We start from the raw sequence: 24,262 nt of genomic DNA, 5'->3' as shown, positions 1-24,262 counted from the left end.
GTCTCCGCTATTTACATCAGAGCGTTATTCCGCTGGATCGTACGCCAAGCTGGGCTGTAACCAGCGTTCGGCTTCGGCTTTGGTTTGGCCGGTACGATCAGCATAGTCTTCAACTTGATCTACGCCAATGCGACCGACGGCAAAGTATTTGGACTGCGGATGCGAAAAGTACCAGCCAGAGACCGCAGCGGCCGGGAACATGGCAAAGTGCTCGGTCAGAGTGATGCCGGTTTTGGCGGTTGCATCCAGCAGGGTAAACAGTGTGGCCTTTTCAATGTGGTCAGGGCAGGCGGGATAGCCGGGTGCCGGACGAATACCTTGGTAGCGCTCTTTGATCAGCGCGGCGGTGTCCATGTTCTCGTCACTGGCGTAGCCCCAGAACTCCGTGCGCACGCGCTCGTGCAGGCGCTCAGCGAAGGCTTCTGCCAGGCGATCTGCCAGAGCTTTTACCATAATGGCGTTGTAGTCGTCGTTGGCGTCTCTGTACTCATTGGACATTTCTTCAGCGCCGATGCCGGTGGTGACCGCAAAGCCACCGACGTAATCAGGGTGCTCATAACCTTTGGAAGCCACGAAGTCTGACAGCGCCATCATCGGTTTTCCGGGTGCCTTTTCATCTTGCTGACGCAGGTGGTGCAGCACCGCGAGCTCTTCAGTGCGGCTTTCATCAGTGTACACAACAACGTCATCGCCACGCCGGTTCGCCGGCCAGAAACCAGCTATGCCACATGCGGCTACGCGCTTTTCATCAATCATTTTGCGAAGAATAACCTGAGCTTCGTCGAACAGGGTTTTGGCGACTTCACCGCGCTTGGGATCGTCAAAAATCTGCGGATATTTGCCTGCGATATCCCAGGAAATAAAGAACGGTGTCCAGTCAATGTAAGGCACCAGTTCGTTCAGATCGTATTCTTCGAACAAGCGAGCGCCCAGAAAGGCCGGCTTGGGTGGTACGTAGTTGTCAAAGTCGATCACCGGTGCACGGTCGCGAGCTTCTTTCAACGACACCAGCTTGGTGCGCTCGCTGCGGTTTTTGCGGCGTTCGCGGATTTCGTCGTACTCCTCCCGTGCAGCTTTTACCAGGTCAGGTTTAGCGGTTTTACTCAGCAGTTTTGAAGCCACGTTAACGCAGCGCGAGGCGTCTGACACGTAAAGGGCGATGTCGTTTTTGTAGTGCGGCTCAATTTTCACTGCGGTGTGGGCTTTAGAGGTCGTAGCACCGCCGATCATCAGTGGCAGGTGAAAATCCAGACGCTGCATCTCACGGGCAACGTGTACCATTTCGTCCAGTGACGGCGTGATCAGCCCGCTAAGGCCAATAATGTCCACGTTGTGCTCTTTCGCCGCGGCCAGAATTTTGTCGCAGGGCACCATAACACCCATGTCGATCACTTCGTAGTTGTTGCACTGCAACACCACGCCCACAATGTTTTTGCCGATGTCGTGCACATCGCCTTTCACCGTGGCCATCAGGATTTTGCCCTTGGCCTGTTGGCCTCCGGATTTTTCCGCTTCAATGAACGGAATCAGGTGGGCCACCGCCTGCTTCATGACACGGGCGCTTTTGACCACCTGAGGCAGGAACATCTTGCCGTCGCCAAAAAGATCGCCGACCACATTCATGCCGTCCATCAAAGGACCTTCAATGACATGAATGGGGCGATCTACCTCTTGCCGGCAAGCTTCGGTGTCTTCAATGATGTGGCTGGTGATGCCTTTTACCAGGGCGTGTTCCAGGCGTTTTTTGACCGGCAGATCACGCCAGGCCAGATCTTCTTCCGGGGTTTTTACGCCCTGGCCTTTGAAACGCTCGGCAAGTTCCAGAAGGCGGTCGGTAGAATCTTCGCGGCGATTCAGCACCACATCTTCTACAGCTTCTTTCAGTTCCGCCTCAATGTCGTCGTAAATCACCAGCTGGCCGGGGTTGACGATGCCCATATTCAGGCCGGCTTTAATGGCGTGGTATAAAAACACCGAGTGAATGGTCTCGCGCACCACGTCGTTGCCGCGGAACGAGAACGAAACGTTACTGACACCGCCGGAAATCGAGGCGTGGGGAAGGTTGGTGCGAATCCAGCGGCAGGCGTTGATGAAGTCCACCGCGTAGTTGTTGTGTTCTTCAATGCCGGTGGCAATGGCAAAAATGTTCGGGTCAAAAATGATGTCACCCGGTTTAAAGCCAATGCTCATCAATGCGTCGTAAGAGCGCTTGCAGATTTCAGTTTTACGCTTGAAGGTGTCGGCTTGGCCTTTTTCGTCAAATGCCATAACCACCACGGCGGCGCCGTAGCGCATACAGTCCCGGGCTCGCTTGAAGAATTCTTCCTCGCCTTCTTTCAGGCTGATGGAGTTCACCACGGCTTTGCCCTGAATGCAGCGTAAACCGGCTTCGATGACGTCCCACTTGGAGGAGTCAATCATGATGGGTACGCGGCAGATGTCTGGCTCTGAAGCCACCAGGTTCAAGAAGGTGACCATCACCTCTTCCGAATCCAACAGGCCTTCGTCCATGTTGATATCAATGATTTGCGCGCCATTCTCAACCTGGTCCCGGGCTACGCTTAGAGCTTCTTCGTAGCGTTCTTCTTTGATCAGGCGTAAAAACCGCTTTGAACCGGTGACGTTGGTACGCTCACCCACATTGATGAACAGGGTGTGTTCATCGCCGGTAAAGGGTTCCAGGCCCGACAGGCGCAGTGCTGGCTTCGGCTGCGCGATTTTCCGTGGCGGGTATTTGGCGACGGCGTTGGCAATGGCTTCAATATGGTCCGGGCGCGAACCGCAGCAACCACCAATAATGTTAAGAAAACCATCGCGGGCAAACCCTTCGATGATGTCGGCCATTTCCTCCGGGGTCTGGTCGTACTCCCCAAATTCGTTGGGCAGACCGGCGTTGGGGTGAGCGCTGATATAGGTATCCGCTTTAGCGGACAGCTCTTCTATATATGGTCGCAGGGCGTCGGCGCCCAGAGCACAGTTCAGACCGACCGAGATGGGTTTGGCATGGGCAATGGAATTCCAGAAAGCCTCGGTGGTCTGGCCAGAAAGCGTGCGGCCAGAGGCATCGGTAATGGTGCCGGAAATCATGATGGGCAGCTCGATACCGCTGTCTTCAAAATATTGCTGGGTGGCGTAAATGGCAGCTTTGGCGTTCAGTGTGTCAAAAATGGTTTCGATCAAAATCAGGTCGCAGCCGCCTTCAACCAGGCCTTCCACTGCTTCGTAGTAGTTATCCACCAGAGCCTGAAAATTCACGTTGCGATAGCCCGGGTTGTTCACATCCGGTGAAAGCGAGGCGGTGCGCGACGTGGGACCCACAGCACCGGCCACGAAGCGCGGTTTTGCGGGGTTTTTGGCAGTAAATTCATCAGCGATTTCTCGCGCCATCCGCGCGGCAGCCACGTTCAGCTCTTTGGCGATGTCTTCCAGTCCATAATCCGCTTGCGACAAACGTGAAGAGTTGAATGTGTTGGTTTCAATAATGTCTGCGCCCGCATCCATGTAATCTGCGTGAATATTGCGCATAAGCGCGGGCTGGGTCAGGTTCAGCAGGTCGTTGTTGCCCTGCAGATCGCTTGCGTAATTGGCAAATCGTTCACCCCGGAATGCTGCTTCGTCCAACTTCAGTTGCTGGATCATGGTGCCCATGCCGCCGTCTAGAATTACAATGCGTTCTTCAAGGGCTTGGTGCAGTTGTTTCAGGCGGGTGGTGCGGTCGGTCATGGGGTTCTCTTTCGTCGATTGTTTTAAAACAGGTGCGGGCGTGACTGTGCATTTTCGGCGGCAAATCATAGCAAACTTAGCGCCTCTGGCGTAGTTCATACGCTGGACAATCCGCTCTGGAGCAATAGCGGAAAGTAATTATACCGCATAAAGACCAACCAATTTGGTTGGTCTTTCATGTTGCCGCCATCTGCCGTAAAATAGGATGAAATTCTAAAGCGAGTTAAGAATATGTCCGTGGTAACTGTGACTGACCCCGCGCGGGATTATCTTGCGGAACTGATTTCAAAACAGGACGTTAAAGGTATGGGTGTGCGCATTTTTGTCACCCAGCCCGGCACCAAAAATGCCGAAACCTGTCTTGCATACTGCCCGCCTAATGAAATTGTGCCGACAGATGAGCAGTTCGATCTGGAAAAGTTCACTTTGTATCTGGACCATGCTTCTGTGCCATTTTTGGAAGAAGCCTACGTGGATTATTCCAAGGACCAAATGGGCGGACAGCTTACAATCAAGGCGCCAAACGCCAAGGTAGCCAATGTCGATGAAAACGCGCCCCTGCCAGATCGGGTGAATTACATTCTTGCGTCGGAAATCAATCCCGGCCTGGCGTCCCACGGCGGTGAAGTGTCGCTGGTTGAAATTGTCGACGACTCCATTGTGGTACTGCGTTTTGGCGGCGGCTGTCAGGGCTGCTCTGCGGTTAGCCTTACGCTGAAGCAAGGTGTTGAAACGACGTTGAAAGAACGGGTGCCGGAAGTAACGGCCGTGCGCGATGTGACGGATCATACCGTGACTGAAAACGCGTATTATCAGTAACGTCACACTCAATGTTGGGGACAAATTTGAAATCTGTCCCCAAGTCGCAACATAAGGTACAGATTTCATATCTGTACCTGGCCTATATCCTCCGCTTCAAAACCTGTCCTCGGTTGATCTGGCCCGCTACAAACAATTGGTGGGCCTTGGCAAACCGGCAACGCGACAGGCGCTTTTGGCCGGAGTGCCGGGGAACAGCTGCATAAGGTAGATACTATTGCCTTTGTCTTCACCCAGAGCTTCTTTTACCGCCTTCACAAACAGCCGGTTTGATGGCGGTGATATAGCGTGCTGCTGATAAAAACCTCGTAAAAACTGCACAATTTCCCAATGGGCCGGCGACAGTTCCAGACCGTTATCGGCGGCTATTTGTTCAGCAATCTGCGACGTCCAGCTTTGGGCATCGTCCAGAAAACCTTCATTGTTACGTGTTGGCTTGTTGATCATTATTTCACCAGCTGATGATGCGCGTGGCCAGAGCGCTCAATTGCACCATGTGCTCGTAGCTTATCTGTGGTGTAGCTCCTGTCGCTTCGGCACCCGCCCCGGATTTGGCAATCAGGCCGCGGGCGCGGGCGTCGGCGGCCAGCATGAACACCGGGCAGGGCGCCGCAGTAGCCACTTCAAGCGCGCTTAACACCGCGTTTTCAATCAGCAGCAACGTGTCTGCGGTGGCCAGCGTTGCCATGCACTGTGCAGCCCTGGGGTGCTCCGCCGTTTTGTTCAGTATGTGCAGGGTATGAATGTGTGCGGGTAAGTCTGCAACAGACTGGCTCATAAGGTGGTCCAATGGTTTTCGCCCTAACAGGCGGTTTATCAATTCGCGAACGGGCGGGTGTTGGTCGCCGTTGATCAGCCGGCGAACGTTACTTTTTCGAAGCCCATCATAAACGTCTGGTCAGGCGCTATCAGGGTTACGCCGCCAATTATAGCGTCATTCGCCAGGCCATAGCGTTGGCAAGCCCGGGCATCGGCATACAAAGCTTCAACGCCAAAAATGGCCGCTGCACCCAGATTTTGCGCTACGGACTTTTGGCCAAGGCCGTTGGGTTGCTGTCCGGCGCGAAGCCAGTTTACACCGGCACCGCTGAACAGCAGGGCACAGCTTTGGTCAAAAGCTGCAAGTGAAAACGCCATATCCAGGCCTTCGCGCCCGCTCCAGCTGCCATAAGGCGCGTGGTCAATCACAATTAACTCAGTCATGATCAAACCCCGCTGTGGAAATAGATAACTTTGCTGCAAGTACCGGCTTCCACCCATTCGCCCAGTCCGGCGATTTCAAATGGCGTCCTTATGTTGTGTGCGGATAACTCGTAACGTGTTTGTTCGCCGCTGTCGATGAGGCCACGGCGTAGGGCCGAGGCGACACAGGCTACGGCCGGGATCTGGTGCTCCACCAAGAACTCAGACCATAGCCGAGGCCAGTGGGGCTCGTCAGAGGGCGGGCATATCAGCGCCGAGGCCATGTGAATGCCATCGCCGTAGAGGAAGACACGGTCAATCTGGTGGCCTGCGGTAACCGCCGCACGGGCAAAGTCCAGCGCGGTTTGAGGGGCTTGGGATGAGTAGGGAGCCCCGGTTATGACCAGTGTGTAGGTTTGCAGAGAAATGTCAGCCATGATTTGGGATCTTGTCTGATAATAAAAGCCCCGGCAAGTGCCGGGGCTTCGGGTTACGTTAACGGCCGATTAAATCAGTCGTTACCACCGAACGCACCCAGCAGGTGCAGCAAGGCTAAAAATAGATTGTAAATGTTCAGGTATAACCCGGTGGTTGCCATGATGTAGTTGGTTTCGCCACCGTTAACGATACGGCTTGTGTCGTATAAAATGAAACCTGACATCAGCAGCACGATAGCAGCGCTAAGAGCGAGGCTGAAGGCCGTTATCTCAACACCAAACATACTGGCTACTATGCCACCTACGGCCGCAATCAGTACCACAACCAAGCCCGCAACCAGCATGCCGCGCATGAAGCTGAAGTCTTTTTTGGTGGTCAGAACGTAGCCAGAGAGCGCAAAGAACACCACAGCGGTTCCGCCAAGAGCCTGGGTTATAATCTGCCCGCCGTTGGAGAACTGAAGGTAGTGAAGCAGAATCGGGCCTAGTGAAAGACCCAGCAGGCCCGTGAATGCGAACACGACGGCAATACCGGCAGAGCTGTTGGCGGTTCGTGGCAACACAAACCAAACCAGGGCAATGGCACCCAGGCTACACATCAGGCTTGTGCCCCGGCCCATGCCGACCGACATTGCAACAGCCGCCATAACTGCACTAAATGCCAGCGTCATTGCAAGCAGGGTGTACGTGTTGCGCAGAACTTTGGTCGCTGCAGCACTGATAGGTGCAGTCGCGGAACCGCGGGCAGTCTTGTCGCTAGCACTCTGTGGAACGTTGTACTGTCTGTTTTGCATTGCTATCTCCGTTTAAAGCGACTGGGTGCTTTCTAAACCAACTGCGTATTATTAACAAGGGTTAGATGCTATCTCAAAGGGTCGTTCACTGTAGTCTATAATAATGTCGATTTCACAACTTTCAATCATTAAACGGCTAATTTTGTCCGGTTTTTCGGTAACTACTGTGACAATCGCAAGTTTGAAAAATTTCATTAAGTTGACGTAACTCTTGTTCAACCATTGTTTAATTCTGTTGCGGCTCTAACGTAACTTTAGAGCTGACTTTTCAGTTTCTAGTGCTGAATTTAGCGCAGAGCGTTGACAGAGATAAGAATTCCGGTATGATTCCCCCGGCTGTCGCTAGGCAGCAAAGGAAGAATGTGGTGGGTTGGCAGAGTGGTTTAATGCAGCGGTCTTGAAAACCGCCGAAGGTTAATAGCCTTCCCGGGGTTCGAATCCCTGACCCACCGCCATTTTCTTCTCAAGTTAATATTCCCCAGCAATAAATCCTTTCGCCCAGCAATCATTACTGCTCATATTAGTACGTTTGAATTTCTTCCCCGGTTTTCTGAATTCTCTGGCCGTTTTATACAGATGCAGTAGTAAACTGGACGTGAACTTGACAGATCTATGAGCCCCTGCCTGTTTACTTCGTTTGTGTTTACCAAGGAGTCTGGTCCATGTCTGATGATCGCCAAGTGGCCCTAGTGACCGGTGGAGCTCATGGCATTGGCCGGGGCATAGTGTCTTACCTGCTGACGCAGAATTGGCGCGTTGCTTTTTTCGACCTGGATGACACTGCCGCGAATGAGATTGCCACAGCGTTTGGGGACTTCGCCAACTTGCTTTACGTGCGCTGCAATGTGGCAGATGAGGGCGACGTTAAGTTGGCGTTGCGTCAGCTTATAAACTGGGGAGGTAGGCTGGATGCGCTGGTGAACAACGCTGGCTTGGCTGATCCCGTGACCGGCGCGGTGGAAAATCTGTCGTTGGCGGAATGGCAGAAGCGACTGGATGTAAACCTGACCGGTCCCTTTCTAATGGCGAAACACTCAGTACCGCACCTGCGGCTTACCCTGGGGGCCATCGTCAACATTGCCTCTACGCGGGCGATGCAGTCTGAAGCCAATACCGAAGCCTACGCCGCCACCAAGGGCGGACTGGTAGCCCTGACCCACGCCCTTGCGATCAGCTTGGGGCCGGAGGTGAGAGTCAACTGCATCAGCCCGGGGTGGATCGATACCCGCGAGCCGGAGGCAAGCGAGGAGCCCGCGCCCCTAAGCGCACTGGACCACGTCCAGCATCCCGCTGGCAGGGTCGGCACACCCGACGACATTGCGGCGATGGTGCATTATCTGGTTTCCCCGCAAGCCAAGTTCATCACTGGGCAAAACATCGTGGTGGATGGCGGCATGGTGCGCAAGATGATCTACCACGAGTAGGGTCATCCTTGTTGGCGCCCAAACCACTGGCAGACTACGATATTAGCGTTCTGCACCAGCCATACGCCGCTCATAGGCGCTGACCGCCTGGAAACCGAGACGGCGGAACGGTTCTGGGGGCATCCATCCCGGCTTGTCCATCAGTCTTGCCACATCGATGTGGGGCTCGCCGCAGGCGTAATTTGCTAACTGCTGGCCGAGCAGGGTGCCTTTAATGATGCCGACGCCGTTACAGCCGATAGAAACGTAAAGCCCATCCTTTAATTCTCCCCAAAGCGGCGCACCGTTGGCAGTGAGAGACGTTGTGCCGCCCCACCAGTCCTCCAGGCCGTAAGCTTGAAGTTCGGGGAAACGTGAAAACAGGCTAGTCGCCAGCATGTCTTTTACCGAATCATTACCCTCGCTTTCGTACCCATATAAACCCCTGATTAATATACGGTTGTCATCAGTTGAGCGTAAGGTGGAGCCCAATCGATGGGCGGGCAAAAGGCCCCACTGGCCGTGCTGTGAATAACGGGAAAAAATGGCGCCTGACAGCTGGGGCGTTATACCGGCATAGGTAAAAATCTTCACGCTGTATGCGTTTCCGTAGCCTAGAGCAGAGGCAAAGGCGTTGTTCGCTAAGAACACCTTCGGCGCGCGTAAGGTCCCTCTAGGTGTCTGCGCCCGCCACATGCCCTGTTCGCGGAAAAGCCGAATTGCCGGGCTTTGTTCGTAGAGGGTCACCGATGCGGGTAAGTTTCGCGCTAGGTTAGTGATCAGGTCAAACGGGTTCAGCAAGCTGTTGCCGGGTAGTTCAATGCCTGCTTTGTAATAGCGGCTGCCCGTCAGTTCAGTCATGGCGTCCGCCGACAGAGGTGCAAACGGCTGCTGGCTTGCGTTCAGGAATTGTTCGAGCGTACGCAGGGCTTTCAGCCCTCGTTCTGTGGCGGCACCTTTGAAAATGCGTGCAGGTTGGGCCTTTTTGTCGCCCAAGCCATTTTGCAACAGAGTTTGATGGGTGCGGCGATAATGTTGATAAAGCTCAGACGCCATGCCTGGACTTGTCGCGCCAAAAGCGTGTTCCAGCAAAAAGCCGGAGTTACGCCCTGGCGAACCGGATCCGATGGTTTCGGCTTCCAAAATCCTGATGTCGTCGTTGGGCCGCAGCATTTGTAATTGGGCGGCTATGCCAATGCCGGTATAGCCGCCACCAATAATAATCGCGTCGCAGTCGTCATCGTCTTCAAGCGATGGCCGTGTGCGCTGCAGATTACGAGGATGCGTCCAGCCGCAGTCACGTTGGTAGTGCGGGTATGAGTCTCTGTTCATGGCGGTGGCTATTGTCTCCGGGCAGAGTGGCAGGGGCTGCAGAAACGACGAGTGCCTGCAAAATATTATGTTACCGCGTTAATGAAAAAACTGCCCTTCAGAGAGTAAAAATATACTTAAATTTTACGCCTAAAAATACATATAGAAATTTAGTATTTATTAGTAAATAACTTGTTTATTTTTAAGGTTCAAATATCAACTAACATGTGCTTATATGAGTTAAATATTCATAAAGAGACACTCCATGACCTCGTTTATTGAAGCCAGTGACTGGCAAGGTCGGTCTGACCCAGAAGACGGCGACGAATCGATACGTTGGCATCAGCGAGTGGTAACTCGAGCAGGGGCTGACAAACAGGCTCAGTCCGGCTTGATTGGTTTTGCGTCTGACGCCGGCGTGGCTCGTAATAAAGGCCGCATTGGTGCTGCGCAAGGGCCGTTCGTGCTGCGCGACCAGTTAAGAAATTTGGCTTGGCACGGAGGTAACAGGCAGGTTGTGGATTTTGGCACTGTCACCGTTGACGAAGGCCGTTTGGAGGCGGGGCAAACGGCGTTGGCAACGGCTGTTTCCCGAGCATTGCCCAAAGTTTCCCGGCTACTCGTTGTCGGTGGCGGCCATGAAACGGCCTGGGGCACGTTCAGGGGTTTGGTGCAGGCTTTTGATCCGGCGGCGACCCGCATTGGCATCATCAATCTGGATGCGCATTTTGATCTGCGAAAGGTAGGCGAACAGGGTCCGTCATCTGGCACACCGTTTTATCAAATGGCCGAGCAGTTAGGCGCTGATAACTTCCATTACTGTTGTCTTGGCGTATCACGCACCAGCAACACGTCCGCACTGTTTCAGCGTGCTGACGATCTAGGCGTCAGCTACATGGAAGACTGGCAAATGCAGCCAGATCGAATGTCTGACATAAAACAGCGGTTAAGAACTTTTTGTCAAAATCTGGACCTGATTTATCTGACCATAGACTTAGACGTACTTCCACATTATCAGGCCCCAGGAGTGAGTGCGCCCGCGGCTCGCGGTGTGCCGCTGGTTGTGGTTGAAGAAATTATCGATGAAATTCTGAGCATCGTGCCGTCCCTGCGCCAAGGCATGCCAGTGGTCGAGATGTGTGAATTAAACCCTATTTACGATGTGTCCGGTATGACCGCCAGAACAGCGGCGTTGTTAGCCAATACTCTGCTGTGTTCCAGAACCCTCACATGAGGGTGACTCAAAGAAGTGCAATCAAAATAAGAGGAAATAAAAAATGAAAATGATGAAGCTTAAAACGGTACTGCTAACGGCAGCGCTGAGTGCGGGCCTTGTAGCTGGCGCAGTGCAAGCGCAGGAAAGAGTCTTTTTCGGCATCGCCACGGGCGGTACAGGCGGTACTTATTATCCATTAGGCGGCATGTTGGCCCAAGTAATTTCGAACAACGCCGATATTGAAGGCAAGAAGCTGTCTGCAACGGCGGAAACTGGAAACGCTTCCGTGGCTAACGCCAGCCTGCTGGGCCGCGAAAGCATCGAGTCCGCCTTTGTGGCCGCTGATATCCTGGACGCCGCTTATAACGGCCGCAACCAGTTTGAAGGCAAAGCCATGAAAAACTTGCGCGCGCTCGGAGCGCTTTACCCAGAAACTGTTCAGCTGATCGCCCAAGAGGGCATTACCAGTTTTAACGATTTAGAAGGCAAAAGCATCAGCTCTGGTTCACCCGGGTCAGGCCAGTGGCAACTGCTGGGCGACCTCTTGGCAGCCCATGGCATGTCACGTGACAGCGTAACCGAAGATTATTCATCATTTTCCCAGTCGGCTGAAAAAATCAAGGACGGCAATCTGGATGCGTCGCTGATTACCGCCGGTTCGCCGACGTCGTCTCTTGTTGAGCTGACAAACAGTCATACTGTGAATGTAATTCCGCTGTCCGGTGCAGCAATCAAAGAGCTGCAGAAAACACAACCTTACTACGCATCAACCATCTTGCCGGCTGGCACCTATAAAGGTATCGACAAAGACGTTGAAACCATTGCGGTTCGCGCAATCTGGGCTACTCACTCTGGTCTGTCAGATGAAATTGCGTACGCCGTAACCAAGGCGCTTTATGAGAACACCGAGACGCTGGGCAAGGTTCACGTAAAAGGTAAAGAAATCACCTTGGAAAGAGCTCTGGAATCGGTATCCATTCCGTTACACCCTGGCGCCGAGCGTTACTATCGTGAAAAAGGCATTATCGATTAAGTCAAAACAATGTTTGCGGCTGGCCGCCGGAATGCTGTGCATTCTGGCGGCTACAGCCGATGCTGTCGCAGCATCGGCTGGAGCCCCGAACACGATCGGTCTCAGTATTTCTGTGTACCGTGAAGGCAAACCACTTGATTGCGTTGTATTGGAGCAATCAACATTCGAGTTGTCTTTTATTCACTCGGTATCGCTAACACCCGTTACCGACTATTACACAGTTGTACAGTCGCCTATGGGTTTTCAGATTGTGCAAACCTCTGAAACGTTTTTCGCACACGGTCAAGGGCTGCCTTCGTTAGTGAATGAGCCAGATGCCACGGATTTCAGGATCGAGAACGGGCAATTTGTGCTGACAATGTCCCGCCCGATTGAACAACTCATTGTTCGTACCGATGTGCGCTTCGAAAATCGATTACATACAAGGTCTGAGACGACCAACCTGAATCGCTGGCCAGACAACGGTTTGTTGCTAAAGCCGGTTTCCAGCTGTCCAAAATAACGCTGAGTAAACGCGCATGACCCAATCCAACGCAGTCGGTGCCGATCGCTCCGATTCAGCCACGCCTGAGATGCATCAGGCTGAACTTGATGGCCTAATCAAGAAGTTTGATAACGAATCCAACTTTCGCGATCTAAAAGGCGTGCTGAAATGGCTGGTAACCATTACCTGTGTCGTTTTGAGCGTGTTTCATATTTACACCGCAGGTTTTGGCCTGCTGAATGAGATTTCCCACCGCACGGTGCATATGGCCTTTATTATGGGTCTTTTGTTTATCGTGTTTCCGCGCCGGCCGCCGAAGCATTTGCGGGTGAATGCGGTTCTGAGCTTGGTTTACGGTGCTTTTTACCTATTAATCGCTTACCAGCTTGTTTCAGCCCTCGACGGGATGATCCCAGCCTGGTGGGGCTGGGGTATTTACGGCTTTGCTCTGTTGATGTCCATTTCAGCGCTGCCGATTGCAGCCTTGGAGGGGCGTAACAAGCCCAGCTGGATTGATTGGCCACTGATGCTGGCCGGCGCGGGTTTCTCGGCCTATCTGGTTATTTTCTTTAAAGACATCTTCATTGTTAATATTGGCTTCCCGAAATCGTTCGATTACCTGATGGGTGGTATCGCCATCATGCTAGTGATTGAAGGCGCGCGCCGCACCATGGGGGAGTCGCTTTCGATTATCGGCGTGCTGGCTCTACTGTATGCCATGTTCGGTACCCAAATGCCGGGGATGATGGCGCATCGCGGCTACGACATTATCCGCCTGGTTGAGCACCTTTATCTGGGCACCGAGGGTATTTACGGTATCGCTATTGGTGTTGTCGCCACCTACGTATTTCACTTCGTCTTGTTCGGCGTTTTGGCGCAAGCGTCTGGTTTGGGGCAGCTGTTTATCGAACTGGCCACGGTAGTTGCAGGCCGTTACGCCGGTGGCCCGGCAAAAGTATCGGTGGTGTCTTCAGGCTTTTTTGGCATGATTTCCGGCTCTCCCGTTGCAAACACCGTCACGACCGGTGCATTCACTATTCCAATGATGAAAAAGTACGGCTTTAGCGCGCGTTTCGCTGCTGCCACCGAAGCCGCATCGTCTTGCGGTGGGCAGGTAACGCCGCCCATTATGGGCGCCTCAGCGTTTGTGATGTCCGAAATGCTGGGCGTGCCGTACAACGAACTGATCCTGATCGCTATTATCCCCGCGGCTTTTCACTACCTGGCAACTTTGTGCATGGTGCACTTTGAAGCGCGCCGTTTGAATTTGAAGGGCATGCCAGCGGATCAGATTCCGCAGCTGGGCAATGTACTGGCGAGGCATTGGCACCAGGTTATTCCGCTGGTGGTTATGGTGACGTTGCTGATGATGCAGTTCACGCCCTTTCTGGCGGCGTTCTGGGGCATTATATTAACCATAACCTGTTCTTACATTCCGCTGATTCTGCGCCCGCTGGGGTTTCTCAGGCTGGATCATAAAAGTGTGCTGACACCGAAGCGCTTGGTTGCTGCGTTGGAAGAAGGCTCTAAGCAGTCTATCGCCATCACCGCAGCTTGTGCCTGTGTAGGCTTCTTGCTGGGTGTGACAACGTTAACCGGGCTGGGCTTTAAGTTCTCCGGCGCGATTGTTGGGCTGGCGGTCGAATTTGGCACTACATTGAGCGCGTTCATCCCGTTTGACTTGATCACCACTGACAGCCTGACGTTGTTCATTGCGCTGATTCTGGTGGCGCTGGCTTGTATTTTGATGGGTGCCGGTATTCCCACCACGCCAACGTACATCATTTTAGCGGCTATAGTAGCGCCTGCACTGGATGACTTTGGCATCGCGTTGCTGGCTTCACATTTCTTCATCTTCTACTACGGGGTGCTAGCGGATGTGACGCCACCTGTGGCGCTTGCCGCCTATGCGGGAGCCGGTATATCTGGTTCAGAACCGATGGCCACCGGTGTTACGGCGTTCCGCTTGTCGATGGGTAAGGTGCTCGTGCCGTTTATGTTCATTTACGCCCCAAGTCTCTTGTTCCTTGACTTCACGTGGACCGAGTTCATCTTGGCGATGATCAGCGGCATCACGTGTATTGTCGCGTTGTCGGCGGCTTACATTGGCTTCTTCAGTGCGCCTTTGTCGCGCTTGGAAAAAACAGTGTTGAGCCTGGCTGGTCTTTCACTGGTCGCACATAACCCGTGGTTCCTGGCTATTTCAGGCGCTTTGGTTGTATTAATTTTGGGGCGCAACTATCGTATCGGACACTACCAGCAGCCAACGGCGATCGAAGTTAAAGGAGTATGAACAGTGAGTGCCAAGGACTATACGGTGCCGGCTCTGCAGAAAGGGCTTAAGATTCTTGAAATGTTTGACAGTCAATGTCGCACGCTGAGCCAGGTTGAAATGGCTCAACGTCTGGAAGTATCCAGTAGTTCGTTGTACCGGATCGTGCAAACACTGACGGCGATGGGGTATTTGAACAAAATCGGAACCAACACCTATACCCTGGGCTCACAGGTTGTTTCCCGCGGTTTCAGTTATTTGGGCAGCCGAGAAATTGTTGAGGTCGCAGCACCGCTGATTACAGAATTGCGTGACAATACCAGTTTGTCCAGCCACATCGGTATTCGCGATGGCGTAGAGGTGCTTTACGTATTTCGTGCGCTTGCCTTGCAGCGGGTATCTGTAAATGTGCCGGTAGGTACACGATTTCCGTTGCATACTACGGCGATGGGGCGGGCTTTGCTGATGGGCATGTCGCCGGCGGACTTACAAAGCTTGTTTCAGGGCCAGCGTTTGGATGGTTACCCCAAACCTGCACCGAAAACCATGCCGGAGCTACTCACATTGTGCGAAAAAGAGCACAGCCAGGGCTGGAATATGCACTATTCGGATTACTCCACGGCGCTGGCTGTGCCCCTGCGCAATTTTACTGGCCAGGTGATTGCGGCTATAAACATCAGTGGGCCAGATCCGGTGATGAGCTCTCCGGGTGACCAGGAGATCCTGTTAAGTCAGCTAAAATTGACTGCCAAAAAGATTATGCGCAGATTAGGTGGCGTATAAACAGGCATAATGAGCTTTAAAAAATTGTAGACAGATTTAAAATCTGTCTACAAGTGAGGCCAGTTCGTCGCTGTTTAATTAAACCAGCCACTCCACTATTTGGTCATGCACGACTTTGTTGTCGAGCAGCGCCAGATGATTCAGTTTTTCGAATACCCGGCAGTCCTCCGGGCGGATTCGCAATTTTTTCAAAGCATCAGAATGATGCCCTTTTGCGCTATCCAGCCGCACCAGAAGGTCTCCCACCAGGGTGCTGGAAAAGTCTGTTGGGTGATCGCCAATGGTGGCGGCCAGGAAGTAGTGCCTGGTGCCTGCTAGCAGCGGGACCGGTTTGCGTATGTCGAGGTGAAACTCATCCTGATCGATACCTTCCCAGTCATCGTCAAGCAAATTGCCATATCGAAGGTCTTTGATACCGGCGCTGGTGTGTTGCGCAAGCGCAAAGGGGCTGGCGTAGCGGAACTTGTGCATGACGAAGGTGAGTAAATGTCCGGCTTTGGCCAGTGCGGCGCCGTGATGGGGTGATCCCAGGTAAAGCGCTTTTTTGACCAATTGGGTCCAGGGTAATTTCGGCTCGCTGCCATACCAGCAGGCGCTGCGGATAACTAGCCCGCCCATGCTGTGGCCAATCAGAAGCAGCTCTTCGACGTTGACCGGCCAAGTATCAACTAATATCTGAAGTTGTTCGCTTAACTCCCTGCCGTTACTAGAAATATGCCGGCCCGTGTTGTAGTTGAGATAAAGCGGTGTAAAGCCATGGGCTCGCTGCAGCTCGATACCCAAGTCTGCTTCGTTGTGGCCTTTCCAGTACTCGTGTGACAAGCATAAGCCGTGAACCAGTACCACAATACGCGGGCCAGCGTTGGGAAACGTGGCGCCCATGCTGCTTGAGTCAGGTCTTAGTTTTGCGCCCTGGCTATTTCTGAAGTGCATGGTAATCGCGAGGGGATTGTTACTGGCTTCGAGGTGATCACCACAGACACCGTTCAACGCAGCTGCGACTTTCTCGCTGTGTACCGAGTGTGTGGGTTCGTCATCCGCCGAGAACCCGTCAAGGGATCGATGCAAGCCTTGTTGCAATGAAGACATGGTTGACTGAATAAACCGATATGTTTGGCCTTCCCGTTCCTTAGAGGGCACTCCTGCAATGTCACGCAGCCGGTTTAACGGGTTTATCTCCCGGACAATGGTTCGATGTGTCCGTTCGGCTATGCGGGTAACGCCACCAGCCACATCCAGAAGCAGTTGGGCTGAGCCGTGTAGCGATTTGACGGATACCATGGTGTTGGCCTCTTAGCATAGGCTCAAGATTCTGACACAGGTAAAATGACGGGGACAGATTAATAAGGGGACAGATTTGAAATCTGTCCCCGGGTACAGCGGAAGCCCTGCGCAAACTGCTACAGTTTTGCGGTTTCGTGGGGATACACCGTTGCCTGCTGCGCATCGGCCAGGGCCTGACGCTCAGCCAGATGTTGCGGATTGTTCAACGGTATTTGCCAGCCTTCAATATTCTGCTCGATCAGGGCGACCAGCGCATCAATGTGTCCCTGCGTTGCGTTCAATGCCGCAATGTAATTAAATGCCTCACCGCCGGATTCCATAAAATACTCGCGGTTTTCTTCGTCGATTTCTTCTACCGTTTCCAGACAATCTGAAGAAAACCCAGGGCAGAATACATCCACTGATTTGACACCTTGGTCGGGAAGTGACTTCAGAGTTTCGTCGGTATAGGGCTTCAACCATTCTTCACGGCCAAATCTGGACTGGAAGGTGGTCATGTATTCGTCTTTTGCCAAGCCCAGACGCTCAGCCAGCAAGCGCGATGTCTTGTGGCATTCGCAGTGGTAAGGGTCGCCCTTGGTCAAGTATTTTTTCGGCACGCCGTGGTAAGACAGCATCAGCTTTTGTTTGCGCCCGTGCTCAACCCAATGGGCTTCGATAAGCTCAGCCATGGCCTCGATGTACGGCGGAAAATCGTGGTAGTGAGAGATAAATCGAAAATCTGGCAGCCAGCGGCGCTTGGCAAAATCCTGGGCAATGGCGTCAAAAGTGGAAGCTGAGGTAGACGCGGAGTATTGCGGGTACAGCGGCAGTACCAGCATCTTACGCACGCCCTGCCGTTGCATGTCGTCCAGTGCGCTGGTCACGGATGGGTTGCCATAGCGCATGGCAAACTCCACCACCACATTGTCGCCATAACGGGCTTTGAGCTCTTCGCGAATGGCGTTCGCCTGGTTGGCTGTGTGTATCATTAACGGCGAGCCTTCTGGCTGCCACACACCGGCGTAGGCCTTGGCACTGCGTGACGGGCGAATGCGCAGGATGACGCCGTGCAAAATCAACCACCATAAAGGTCGGGGCACTTCTACTACGCGAGGGTCCCACAGAAATTCCCCTAGATAACGCCGCAGCGCCGAGGCGGTTGGGGCATCGGGTGTTCCCAAATTTGTAACCAGCACGCCCAAGCGTTCCGGCTGGCTGTGGCGGAAGTTTTCGGAGCCTTTGAATTGCATGAATGAATCCTGACTGATTGCCTGTTCGAGTGGGGGGATGTCGGCTTATTAGCTCTTTTTCTGAGCCTGCTGAGCCAACCGCGACGCAATTCCGCTGATGTTGTAACCAGCGCTTTGGGCCTTTTCGAATATTTCCTTTGCCGGGGTCTCACCAGCCGAGCTGAGCGCCCACAGAACAGTGCATCGAGTTCCGGAACGGCAGAAAGCCAGTACGGGAGCGTCGGCTGTGCGGATCATTGCGCCGAAGCGTTCCACGTCATCATCGCTGATGTTGTCAGAGGCCACCGGCATATATACCCACTGCAGACCATGTTCACGTGCGGCTTCTTCGATACCCGCCATAAGTGGTTGGCCAGGTTCCTCGTTATCCGGGCGATTGGCGACCAGCGTTTTGAAGCCCAGGCTGGCGATGGCGGGTAGGTCGGCTATCTGGATCTGCGGTGTTACTGAAATACGATCATCAATTTTTCTGAGGTCCACGGCTTTATCTCCCGGAATCGATTTTGAAAACAGGTGGCCATAATCGCATACCGTGGCGAACATGCAAAAGAAAGCCGCAGCGCCAAGCAGTAGGCTTACGGATTAGCCAGACGGGACACTAGACTGCAATCGGGCGCCGCCTGTAATACAATTGGTCTATTGCTGTAACTCGCGCTTCGGCGCCTGCCTGGAGGTTTTTCGATGACTGATGAGCACGACAAAAATACGGATGCGGATGCCCAACTGCCGGACAAATTAAAGGATTCCGATGCCCAACTGCCGGGCAAAATAAAGGATTCGGCACGACAGATCTGGTTGGCAGGGCTAGGCGCCTTCAACAAGGCCGAAGAAGATACCGGTCGTTTTTTCGAACGCCTGGTCCAGGAAGGCGAGCAGATGGAAAACCGCACCCGCGGTGTGGTTGAGAAGCAACTGAAGTCGGTGGAAGATCGGGTAGAGGGCGTACGCGAGCGCGCCACTGGCACCTGGGATAAATTAGAGCATTTGTTCGATCAGCGGGTATCCGGCGCTCTGCGTCGCCTGGGAATATATCGGCAGGAAGATATCATGAGCTTGCAAAAGCGGGTAGAACGCCTGGAAGCTGAACTCGATCGTTTTAAGAAATTAACGCCTGGCTATAATGAGGAAGAGTGACACTCTCACCAGAGCCCAATGTTTTATAGATAACTTCTGCTGATCAGCAATGCCTGCTCTTTTTCCTCTGCTGCCAGGTAAGGCAACATCAGGCACATGGTCTGGTATACGCCGCGACCAGGGTCCACCGCATTACGGTCATCGAGATGTGAAAGCGTATCAAAACTGCTCCAGTAGCAAGTGGTTAGCGTTAACTGGTCACATAAAGTCGCTAACTCTTCGGTGCCGATGGTCATAAACCCCTGGGCGCTGAAGCTGGTGCAGATGGTGTGGAACGCGGTGTTTTTCAGCTTCAATATTTTGCGAAATTTTGGCTGTAGCCGAGGATGGCGCGACAGCACATTGACAAGATCCTGATACAGAAAACGGTAGCGGGCTACCGCTTCGAACAACAGGTGCAAAAAGAAATTTTGCTGGTCCAGGCTTATGCTGACGTCATCAGGCACTGTCAGCAGGTCGTGCATCTGAAGCTCGAAGCTTTCAAACAGTTCACTGACAATGTTGCTTTTGTTGTTGAAGTGGTAGTAGAGGTTACCCGGGCTGATGTCCAGTTCATCGGATATCAGCAGCGTGGTTACATTCGGCTCACCCAAGGCGTTGAACAACGCCAGGCTGGTATCGAGAATGCGATCGCGAGTTTTGATCTTTGCCATAACGCGCGACCACCTCCCTGGTTGACGAAGAAAGAATCAGAGCGTGAATCTGGCCCATACCGGAGCATGATCAGAAGGGCGATCCATAGCCCGAACATCATAGCTGACGCCAGCGCTTTTCGCTTGGGGCAGCAAGTTGTCACTGGCCATTATCAAGTCAATGCGCAGCCCGCGTTTTGGCTCGCGATCGAACCCTTTGCTGCGGTAATCAAACCAGCTGAACGTATCCGCCTCGTTGGGGTGAAGGTGGCGAAATACATCGGTATAACCACGGCTTTCAACCTCACCCAGCCATTGGCGCTCCTCGGGCAGAAAACTGCATTTACCGCTACGCAACCAACGTTTGGCGTTATCCGCGCCAATGCCGATATCTTTATCAGTCGGGGAAATGTTCACATCGCCCATCACCACCACTTTGGTATCGCGCAGCTTCAACTCATCCAGATAGCTCATCAGATCTGCATAGAACTTCTGCTTTGCTGGAAACTTCACCGGGTGATCGCGACTTTCGCCCTGGGGAAAATAGCCGTTGATCACGGTCAGGGTTTCACCATTCACAATAAAGTCTGCGGTAATCAGTCGGTGCTGGGCGTTGTCCAGGTCGTCAGGAAAGCCTTTATAGACCTTGTCCGGCGCCATTTTTGACATAAGCGCCACGCCGTAATGGGTTTTTTGGCCGTGGAAATGCACGTGGTAACCCATCGCTTCAATGTCTGCCAGCGGAAAATCTTCATCGCTGACTTTTGTTTCCTGTAAACCAATAAAATCCGGTTCCAGCTGCTCAATAACAGCGGCAAGCTGATGTAGGCGGATACGAATGCTGTTAACGTTGAACGACACAAACATCATGGGGGACGGTTCTCCGACACAAGTTTAGCCTAAGTTTAACACATTGAAAGGGTGAGGGAATGGGGCTTGGTTGTCGCCATTGGGAATGGTCTACGGTGCCAGCAGCGGACAGGGGGGATACTCAGTTACGCTGTAGACGATATCCGCTTGAATATTTTCTTGCGGGTTGAAACGGATATTGGCCAGGCCGGAATAATGGGTCAGCGCACCTTGCTGGTTATAGCCCAGTAAAATAGGTTCCACTATCAATCGTAGAAACAGGCTGGTTGGGCGAATCTGAATCAGATGATCGGCGCGAATGCGGTCGTTGTCGCTCTTACTGTCGGCCGGTTCCAGCACAAAACCATAATAGCTGCCGCGGGTTGGCGCCAGAAACTCGAAGTTTACAGAACCGCCCTCAATCACAGTTTGCCAGTTTTGCCGGACCAGATTGTCAAAACCGGAATCTACCACCAAGCTGTTATTGCTGTCCAAACGAAACTGCTCGAGTTCTTGGGCGGGTGATTGCCATTCGATGGCAATACTCCCTGAATCATAGCCGACCGTCAGGCGCTCGTTGAATCGGGGTTGAACGAACTCCACGTCAGGGCGCAGCAGGCTAGGCTGGTTGTCGCGGTCATAGCGAAGCTGTTTGAAAGCGAACGGGGCATCAGAACTGGCGTCAAAATATTCAACCCTGTGGCTCTGCGGTTTGAACTGATTGCCGCGGCAGACTCCCTGTATTACATGTTGTTCGCGGTAAAGCTCGCTGCCAGCGTTTGCGCTGTCCAAGGGGCGAGCGCTGCCGGTAAAGTGGAACTCAGCGCCGGCGTCGGCTATCGCAGGCGCCCACGCCAGCGTTGCGGCGAGGGCAGTAGTCACACTCCAGCCAGGTTTTGACTTGCCTTTACGGGCGTTCATCGCGCAAGCCTTGGGTACAGAAAGTCGCGCAGAGACAACAGAGCCGGAAAAAACACCAACCACCCCACAGCTAATGCCAGTAAAGACGGCAGCAAATTAGGGAGGGTAACGGCTCCAAGTGCGCTGGCGGACCAGTAGGCAAAAGGCCCGGCAATGGGCACTATCAGCAACATCAGCAGCCGGTTGCTGCCCAGCCACTTCAGGGAATGGTTAAGTGAGGTCATAAAGATTGCCCAAAGCGCAACCAGCCAGAGCGGCGTTGTGATGGCAGCGCCACTGGTGTCGGCAAGAATGCCGGTGCGCAGCCAAAGGCCATCCAGTAAAGAACCTGCCAGAGTACCTATAACAATAAATTTCAGTTCGTCCATTTTGTACTGACTGACCAGAACAAAATGCACCAACAAGAACACCGCCACAATGATCAGCGCCCAGGTCTGCGAGAGCAAAACGCAGGCAAGCCAACCAAGCTCGAACATGACGAAATTCAGGATGTTGCGATAGGTTTTTGAAGAAATCATACGCTGTGTATGGGCGCGTGCTTGCTGCCGGGTTTCGCCATAACAATTTGTGCTACGCCGATAGCTCGTTCACTAAACCCCGCTTCGCAATACGCAAAATAGAAGTGCCAAAGGCGCTGGAATGCGTCGTCATAGCCTCGTTGGTGAAGATTTTGGCTGTGAGCCTGAAAGCGTTGACACCAGTCGTCAAGAGTACGGGCGTAATGAAATCCCAAGTCTTCAACGTGGGCAAGCACCAGGTCTGTTTGCTCGCGCACCGCTCCCACCATGGCTCCAAAAGAGGGAATGAAGCTGCCGGGAAAGATATAGCGCTGAATGAAATCAACGTTCTTCAAGGCTCGCTGGTAACGCTGCTCCGGCATGTTGATGGCCTGTATCAGCGCAAGGCCGTCAGGTTTTAACAACTGGCTGATTTGGCCGAAATAACTGGGCAAAAACTGCGGGCCAACGGCTTCAATCATTTCGATAGACACCAGTTTGTCGTACTGGCCGCTCAAGTCGCGGTAATCATCAAATAACAATGTGATGCAGTCTTGAAGGCCTTCCGCTTCGACCCTTTGTGTTGCAAGTGCCAATTGTTCAGCCGAAATGGTGGTGGTGGTCACGTGGCAGCCATAATGCTTGGCAGCGTGGATAGCGAAACCGCCCCAACCAGTACCGATTTCAAGGACTTGGTCGCCAGGCTTGAGCTTCAGCTTGCGGCAGATAACATCGAGTTTGTAGGTCGACGCTTCGTCAAGAGTACTTTCCGGTGTTTGATAGATAGCCGATGAATACATCAAGGATGGGTCTAAAAACAGCTCGAAAAGGTCATTGCCGAGGTCGTAATGGGCACTGATGTTTTTACGCGATCCTTCGGGAGTATTGCGATTAAGCCAGTGCAATCCCTTCAGGGTGGGCTTCGTTACCCAGCTGAAACGATCTTCAAACCTGTTCATCAAATCAATGTTGCGGCTGAAAAAACGCAGCAGGTACACCAGATTAGGGGAGCTCCAGTCGCCGGCCACGAAGGCTTCAGCCGCCCCAATACTGCCGCCGGTGAGTAAGTCGCGCCACGTACTGTGATTATGGATGACCAACTCGGCAGTGGGGTAGGCACTGTTGCCATCCCCTACGGTGACATCGCTGGCGCCGGCTTCACGAATAACCAGTGTGCCTTGTTGTAAGCGCATCAGCTGCTGCATTACCAGCGAACGCGCCACTCGGCTAGCAATAGGAGAGGGCCGCAGAGCGGATGTTATTTTCGCCGAAACCGCTGAGGGCGTATTCATATTCTCCATGAGCTTACCTTTCCACTTGACCCTTGGGATCGTGCATTCGACTGCTCTGGCACAAGATCCAAGCCGCAATCCTCTTGCCCCAGCCTGAACGCCGGATCGTTGGAATCCAACTTGTCCGGATGGGTGTAAAAAGGTGCACCTTTCAGTTTTAGTTTCAGCGCATGCCAATATATTCCGACGCTGACTTTAAGCGCTTCCAGCGGAAACTGGCGTAAACTGTCATGCAATACCTTACGACTGAGCGGCTTGCGTTGGACCACTAGGGTGGCATCGAATTGACGGGTATTCTCTTCCATCACACTCATGTGAACACGCAATTGCGGTCCACGAAAGCTGAAGGTCCAGCGGTAATTCTGATGCATGCCGTTGAAGGGTGACACGTGGAAGCGTTTTTCGAACTCGAATAGCTCGCTACGCCAGCCGGCATTGTTAGGGGGATGGCCGACGGTTTCGAGGCAGTAGGCGTGGCGTTCATGCCAGGGCGTATTGGTAATCTGCGCGATAATGACCCGTGGTACCGCGCCGGTTTCAGCGGTATCACCCTTGGCGTAGCAGAAATAGAAGCTTACCGGATTGAACACATGACCAACGTAGCGCGGGTGGGTGATCAGCTCGATTTTGCCATCGGGGGTCCAGCCTGTCGCCTCACAAACGTAGTCCCGCAGCGCCAGACCCAGACGGCCGTGGTCTGGCCTAAAGTAGTCTTTCCGGTATAACGACAGCCAGTTAAACCGTTCCACAGAAAACAATGGGCTAACCGTGGTGGCTAACTGCCAGTTGTCGACGTCCAGCGCCAGCATACCGGTGTGGTAGCTGAATTCGTGTTGAACTGGATGTTGACGCCGGTGGCGTATGCTGCCTTCCAGCCAATTACTGCTCATAGTTATTCTTCAAGTAGGTACTCTTTAGATAGGTACTCTTTAAATAGTGACTATCCAGGTAATGACTGTTCAGG

At 53.2% G+C, this 24,262-nt stretch carries 24 protein-coding genes and 1 tRNA gene; 9 read left to right on the top strand and 16 right to left on the bottom strand.

What is annotated here, in order from left to right; all coding sequences use genetic code 11:
- Nucleotides 1-24: 24 nt before the first annotated feature.
- Nucleotides 25-3,723 carry a methionine synthase gene (gene metH, locus ABA45_RS09920; RefSeq protein ID WP_048385767.1) on the bottom strand — a complete coding sequence of 1,233 codons (3,699 nt, stop codon included), beginning with the start codon at nucleotides 3,721-3,723 and terminating at the stop codon, nucleotides 25-27.
- A gap of 231 nt (nucleotides 3,724-3,954) precedes the next feature.
- Between metH and nfuA the strand changes: the two genes are divergently transcribed.
- The gene (nfuA, locus tag ABA45_RS09915) at nucleotides 3,955-4,542 is read left to right on the top strand and encodes a Fe-S biogenesis protein NfuA (RefSeq protein WP_014871391.1); all 588 of its coding nucleotides are present in this window, start codon (nucleotides 3,955-3,957) and stop codon (nucleotides 4,540-4,542) included.
- 126 nt (nucleotides 4,543-4,668) lie between these two features.
- Here nfuA and ABA45_RS09910 read toward each other — a convergent pair whose 3' ends face one another.
- From ABA45_RS09910 to ABA45_RS09890, 5 genes are all read right to left on the bottom strand, one after another.
- Entirely contained in the window at nucleotides 4,669-4,989 is a 321-nt protein-coding gene (locus ABA45_RS09910) for a TusE/DsrC/DsvC family sulfur relay protein (protein ID WP_048385765.1), read from the bottom strand.
- 4 nt (nucleotides 4,990-4,993) lie between these two features.
- Nucleotides 4,994-5,320 (bottom strand): DsrH/TusB family sulfur relay protein, encoded by a 327-nt coding sequence (locus tag ABA45_RS09905; RefSeq protein ID WP_227506003.1) that lies wholly within the window; start codon nucleotides 5,318-5,320, stop codon nucleotides 4,994-4,996.
- Nucleotides 5,321-5,394: 74 nt separating this feature from the next.
- Nucleotides 5,395-5,745 (bottom strand): DsrE family protein, encoded by a 351-nt coding sequence (locus ABA45_RS09900; RefSeq protein WP_048385762.1) that lies wholly within the window; start codon nucleotides 5,743-5,745, stop codon nucleotides 5,395-5,397.
- Nucleotides 5,746-5,747: 2 nt separating this feature from the next.
- Nucleotides 5,748-6,161: a sulfurtransferase complex subunit TusD gene (gene tusD, locus ABA45_RS09895; RefSeq protein WP_048385759.1), complete on the bottom strand. Its 414-nt coding sequence runs from the start codon at nucleotides 6,159-6,161 to the stop codon at nucleotides 5,748-5,750.
- 74 nt (nucleotides 6,162-6,235) lie between these two features.
- Nucleotides 6,236-6,955 (bottom strand): Bax inhibitor-1/YccA family protein, encoded by a 720-nt coding sequence (locus tag ABA45_RS09890; protein WP_048385757.1) that lies wholly within the window; start codon nucleotides 6,953-6,955, stop codon nucleotides 6,236-6,238.
- A gap of 364 nt (nucleotides 6,956-7,319) precedes the next feature.
- Here ABA45_RS09890 and ABA45_RS09885 point away from each other — a divergent pair.
- Both ABA45_RS09885 and ABA45_RS09880 read left to right on the top strand, forming a co-directional pair.
- Nucleotides 7,320-7,410, top strand: a tRNA-Ser gene (locus ABA45_RS09885).
- Nucleotides 7,411-7,617: 207 nt separating this feature from the next.
- Nucleotides 7,618-8,379: an SDR family oxidoreductase gene (locus tag ABA45_RS09880; protein ID WP_048385755.1), complete on the top strand. Its 762-nt coding sequence runs from the start codon at nucleotides 7,618-7,620 to the stop codon at nucleotides 8,377-8,379.
- A 42-nt stretch (nucleotides 8,380-8,421) separates the two neighbouring features.
- On the opposite strand, the gene ABA45_RS09875 is transcribed toward ABA45_RS09880, so the two are convergent.
- A complete protein-coding gene (locus tag ABA45_RS09875; protein ID WP_048385752.1) occupies nucleotides 8,422-9,690 on the bottom strand; it encodes an NAD(P)/FAD-dependent oxidoreductase in 1,269 nt (422 codons plus the stop codon).
- 244 nt (nucleotides 9,691-9,934) lie between these two features.
- On the opposite strand from ABA45_RS09875, the gene hutG reads away from it, so the two are divergent.
- From hutG to ABA45_RS09850, 5 genes are read left to right on the top strand one after another with little or no spacing between them, the layout of a single operon-like run.
- Nucleotides 9,935-10,903, top strand: a complete 969-nt coding sequence (gene hutG, locus ABA45_RS09870) for a formimidoylglutamase (RefSeq protein ID WP_048385750.1) — start codon at nucleotides 9,935-9,937, stop codon at nucleotides 10,901-10,903.
- Between the two features lie 43 nt (nucleotides 10,904-10,946).
- Nucleotides 10,947-11,918 carry a TAXI family TRAP transporter solute-binding subunit gene (locus ABA45_RS09865; RefSeq protein WP_084708318.1) on the top strand — a complete coding sequence of 324 codons (972 nt, stop codon included), beginning with the start codon at nucleotides 10,947-10,949 and terminating at the stop codon, nucleotides 11,916-11,918.
- A gap of 31 nt (nucleotides 11,919-11,949) precedes the next feature.
- Nucleotides 11,950-12,420 (top strand): DUF1850 domain-containing protein, encoded by a 471-nt coding sequence (locus tag ABA45_RS09860; RefSeq protein WP_157035541.1) that lies wholly within the window; start codon nucleotides 11,950-11,952, stop codon nucleotides 12,418-12,420.
- 16 nt (nucleotides 12,421-12,436) lie between these two features.
- Nucleotides 12,437-14,695, top strand: a complete 2,259-nt coding sequence (locus ABA45_RS09855; RefSeq protein WP_053076164.1) for a TRAP transporter permease — start codon at nucleotides 12,437-12,439, stop codon at nucleotides 14,693-14,695.
- 3 nt (nucleotides 14,696-14,698) lie between these two features.
- Nucleotides 14,699-15,457, top strand: coding sequence for an IclR family transcriptional regulator (locus tag ABA45_RS09850; protein ID WP_048385746.1), 759 nt, complete (start codon nucleotides 14,699-14,701; stop codon nucleotides 15,455-15,457).
- Nucleotides 15,458-15,535: 78 nt separating this feature from the next.
- Here ABA45_RS09850 and ABA45_RS09845 read toward each other — a convergent pair whose 3' ends face one another.
- The 3 genes from ABA45_RS09845 to ABA45_RS09835 all read right to left on the bottom strand — a co-directional run bounded on the left by ABA45_RS09845 (nucleotide 15,536) and on the right by ABA45_RS09835 (nucleotide 18,453).
- Nucleotides 15,536-16,738, bottom strand: coding sequence for an esterase/lipase family protein (locus ABA45_RS09845; RefSeq protein ID WP_048385745.1), 1,203 nt, complete (start codon nucleotides 16,736-16,738; stop codon nucleotides 15,536-15,538).
- A 119-nt stretch (nucleotides 16,739-16,857) separates the two neighbouring features.
- A complete protein-coding gene (gene hemH, locus ABA45_RS09840; RefSeq protein ID WP_048385742.1) occupies nucleotides 16,858-17,973 on the bottom strand; it encodes a ferrochelatase in 1,116 nt (371 codons plus the stop codon).
- Between the two features lie 48 nt (nucleotides 17,974-18,021).
- Entirely contained in the window at nucleotides 18,022-18,453 is a 432-nt protein-coding gene (locus tag ABA45_RS09835; protein WP_048388932.1) for a TIGR01244 family sulfur transferase, read from the bottom strand.
- 201 nt (nucleotides 18,454-18,654) lie between these two features.
- On the opposite strand from ABA45_RS09835, the gene ABA45_RS09830 reads away from it, so the two are divergent.
- Nucleotides 18,655-19,107, top strand: coding sequence for a phasin family protein (locus tag ABA45_RS09830; protein ID WP_048385739.1), 453 nt, complete (start codon nucleotides 18,655-18,657; stop codon nucleotides 19,105-19,107).
- 23 nt (nucleotides 19,108-19,130) lie between these two features.
- Here ABA45_RS09830 and ABA45_RS09825 read toward each other — a convergent pair whose 3' ends face one another.
- The 6 genes from ABA45_RS09825 to ABA45_RS09800 all read right to left on the bottom strand — a co-directional run bounded on the left by ABA45_RS09825 (nucleotide 19,131) and on the right by ABA45_RS09800 (nucleotide 24,188).
- Nucleotides 19,131-19,760: a TetR/AcrR family transcriptional regulator gene (locus ABA45_RS09825; RefSeq protein WP_048385735.1), complete on the bottom strand. Its 630-nt coding sequence runs from the start codon at nucleotides 19,758-19,760 to the stop codon at nucleotides 19,131-19,133.
- A 36-nt stretch (nucleotides 19,761-19,796) separates the two neighbouring features.
- Nucleotides 19,797-20,609, bottom strand: coding sequence for an exodeoxyribonuclease III (gene xthA / locus ABA45_RS09820; RefSeq protein WP_048385733.1), 813 nt, complete (start codon nucleotides 20,607-20,609; stop codon nucleotides 19,797-19,799).
- Between the two features lie 90 nt (nucleotides 20,610-20,699).
- Nucleotides 20,700-21,509 (bottom strand): hypothetical protein, encoded by an 810-nt coding sequence (locus ABA45_RS09815; protein WP_048385732.1) that lies wholly within the window; start codon nucleotides 21,507-21,509, stop codon nucleotides 20,700-20,702.
- Entirely contained in the window at nucleotides 21,506-22,027 is a 522-nt protein-coding gene (locus ABA45_RS09810; RefSeq protein ID WP_048385730.1) for a DUF2878 domain-containing protein, read from the bottom strand. Before ABA45_RS09810 ends, ABA45_RS09815 begins: the two co-directional genes overlap by 4 nt.
- Nucleotides 22,024-23,307 (bottom strand): SAM-dependent methyltransferase, encoded by a 1,284-nt coding sequence (locus ABA45_RS09805; protein ID WP_048385727.1) that lies wholly within the window; start codon nucleotides 23,305-23,307, stop codon nucleotides 22,024-22,026. Before ABA45_RS09805 ends, ABA45_RS09810 begins: the two co-directional genes overlap by 4 nt.
- On the bottom strand, nucleotides 23,295-24,188 hold the full coding sequence (locus tag ABA45_RS09800) for a DUF1365 domain-containing protein (RefSeq protein WP_048385725.1): 894 nt from the start codon (nucleotides 24,186-24,188) through the stop codon (nucleotides 23,295-23,297). The genes ABA45_RS09805 and ABA45_RS09800 overlap by 13 nt, the downstream gene beginning before the upstream one ends.
- Nucleotides 24,189-24,262 lie beyond the last annotated feature (74 nt).

It is taken from the genome of Marinobacter psychrophilus (genome assembly GCF_001043175.1).
GTDB classification, from domain to species: domain Bacteria; phylum Pseudomonadota; class Gammaproteobacteria; order Pseudomonadales; family Oleiphilaceae; genus Marinobacter; species Marinobacter psychrophilus.
Note: the sequence above shows the minus strand (reverse complement) of the source record. Positions and strands in the feature narration are given on the sequence as shown.

Excerpts from the sequence above, each read along its gene's own strand:
- ABA45_RS09905 (WP_227506003.1), bottom strand. The coding sequence starts at position 5,320 with ATGAGCCAGTCTGTTGCAGACTTACCCGCACACATTCATACCCTGCAC.
- ABA45_RS09900 (WP_048385762.1), bottom strand. The coding sequence starts at position 5,745 with ATGACTGAGTTAATTGTGATTGACCACGCGCCTTATGGCAGCTGGAGC.
- ABA45_RS09810 (WP_048385730.1), bottom strand. The coding sequence starts at position 22,027 with ATGATTTCTTCAAAAACCTATCGCAACATCCTGAATTTCGTCATGTTC.
- hutG (WP_048385750.1), top strand. The coding sequence starts at position 9,935 with ATGACCTCGTTTATTGAAGCCAGTGACTGGCAAGGTCGGTCTGACCCA.
- ABA45_RS09910 (WP_048385765.1), bottom strand. The coding sequence starts at position 4,989 with ATGATCAACAAGCCAACACGTAACAATGAAGGTTTTCTGGACGATGCC.
- tusD (WP_048385759.1), bottom strand. The coding sequence starts at position 6,161 with ATGGCTGACATTTCTCTGCAAACCTACACACTGGTCATAACCGGGGCT.
- xthA (WP_048385733.1), bottom strand. The coding sequence starts at position 20,609 with ATGATGTTTGTGTCGTTCAACGTTAACAGCATTCGTATCCGCCTACAT.
- metH (WP_048385767.1), bottom strand. The coding sequence starts at position 3,723 with ATGACCGACCGCACCACCCGCCTGAAACAACTGCACCAAGCCCTTGAA.
- ABA45_RS09825 (WP_048385735.1), bottom strand. The coding sequence starts at position 19,760 with ATGGCAAAGATCAAAACTCGCGATCGCATTCTCGATACCAGCCTGGCG.
- ABA45_RS09875 (WP_048385752.1), bottom strand. The coding sequence starts at position 9,690 with ATGAACAGAGACTCATACCCGCACTACCAACGTGACTGCGGCTGGACG.
- ABA45_RS09845 (WP_048385745.1), bottom strand. The coding sequence starts at position 16,738 with ATGGTATCCGTCAAATCGCTACACGGCTCAGCCCAACTGCTTCTGGAT.
- ABA45_RS09865 (WP_084708318.1), top strand. The coding sequence starts at position 10,947 with ATGAAAATGATGAAGCTTAAAACGGTACTGCTAACGGCAGCGCTGAGT.
- ABA45_RS09880 (WP_048385755.1), top strand. The coding sequence starts at position 7,618 with ATGTCTGATGATCGCCAAGTGGCCCTAGTGACCGGTGGAGCTCATGGC.
- ABA45_RS09805 (WP_048385727.1), bottom strand. The coding sequence starts at position 23,307 with ATGGAGAATATGAATACGCCCTCAGCGGTTTCGGCGAAAATAACATCC.
- ABA45_RS09815 (WP_048385732.1), bottom strand. The coding sequence starts at position 21,509 with ATGAACGCCCGTAAAGGCAAGTCAAAACCTGGCTGGAGTGTGACTACT.
- ABA45_RS09830 (WP_048385739.1), top strand. The coding sequence starts at position 18,655 with ATGACTGATGAGCACGACAAAAATACGGATGCGGATGCCCAACTGCCG.
- ABA45_RS09860 (WP_157035541.1), top strand. The coding sequence starts at position 11,950 with ATGCTGTGCATTCTGGCGGCTACAGCCGATGCTGTCGCAGCATCGGCT.
- hemH (WP_048385742.1), bottom strand. The coding sequence starts at position 17,973 with ATGCAATTCAAAGGCTCCGAAAACTTCCGCCACAGCCAGCCGGAACGC.
- ABA45_RS09800 (WP_048385725.1), bottom strand. The coding sequence starts at position 24,188 with ATGAGCAGTAATTGGCTGGAAGGCAGCATACGCCACCGGCGTCAACAT.
- nfuA (WP_014871391.1), top strand. The coding sequence starts at position 3,955 with ATGTCCGTGGTAACTGTGACTGACCCCGCGCGGGATTATCTTGCGGAA.
- ABA45_RS09890 (WP_048385757.1), bottom strand. The coding sequence starts at position 6,955 with ATGCAAAACAGACAGTACAACGTTCCACAGAGTGCTAGCGACAAGACT.
- ABA45_RS09855 (WP_053076164.1), top strand. The coding sequence starts at position 12,437 with ATGACCCAATCCAACGCAGTCGGTGCCGATCGCTCCGATTCAGCCACG.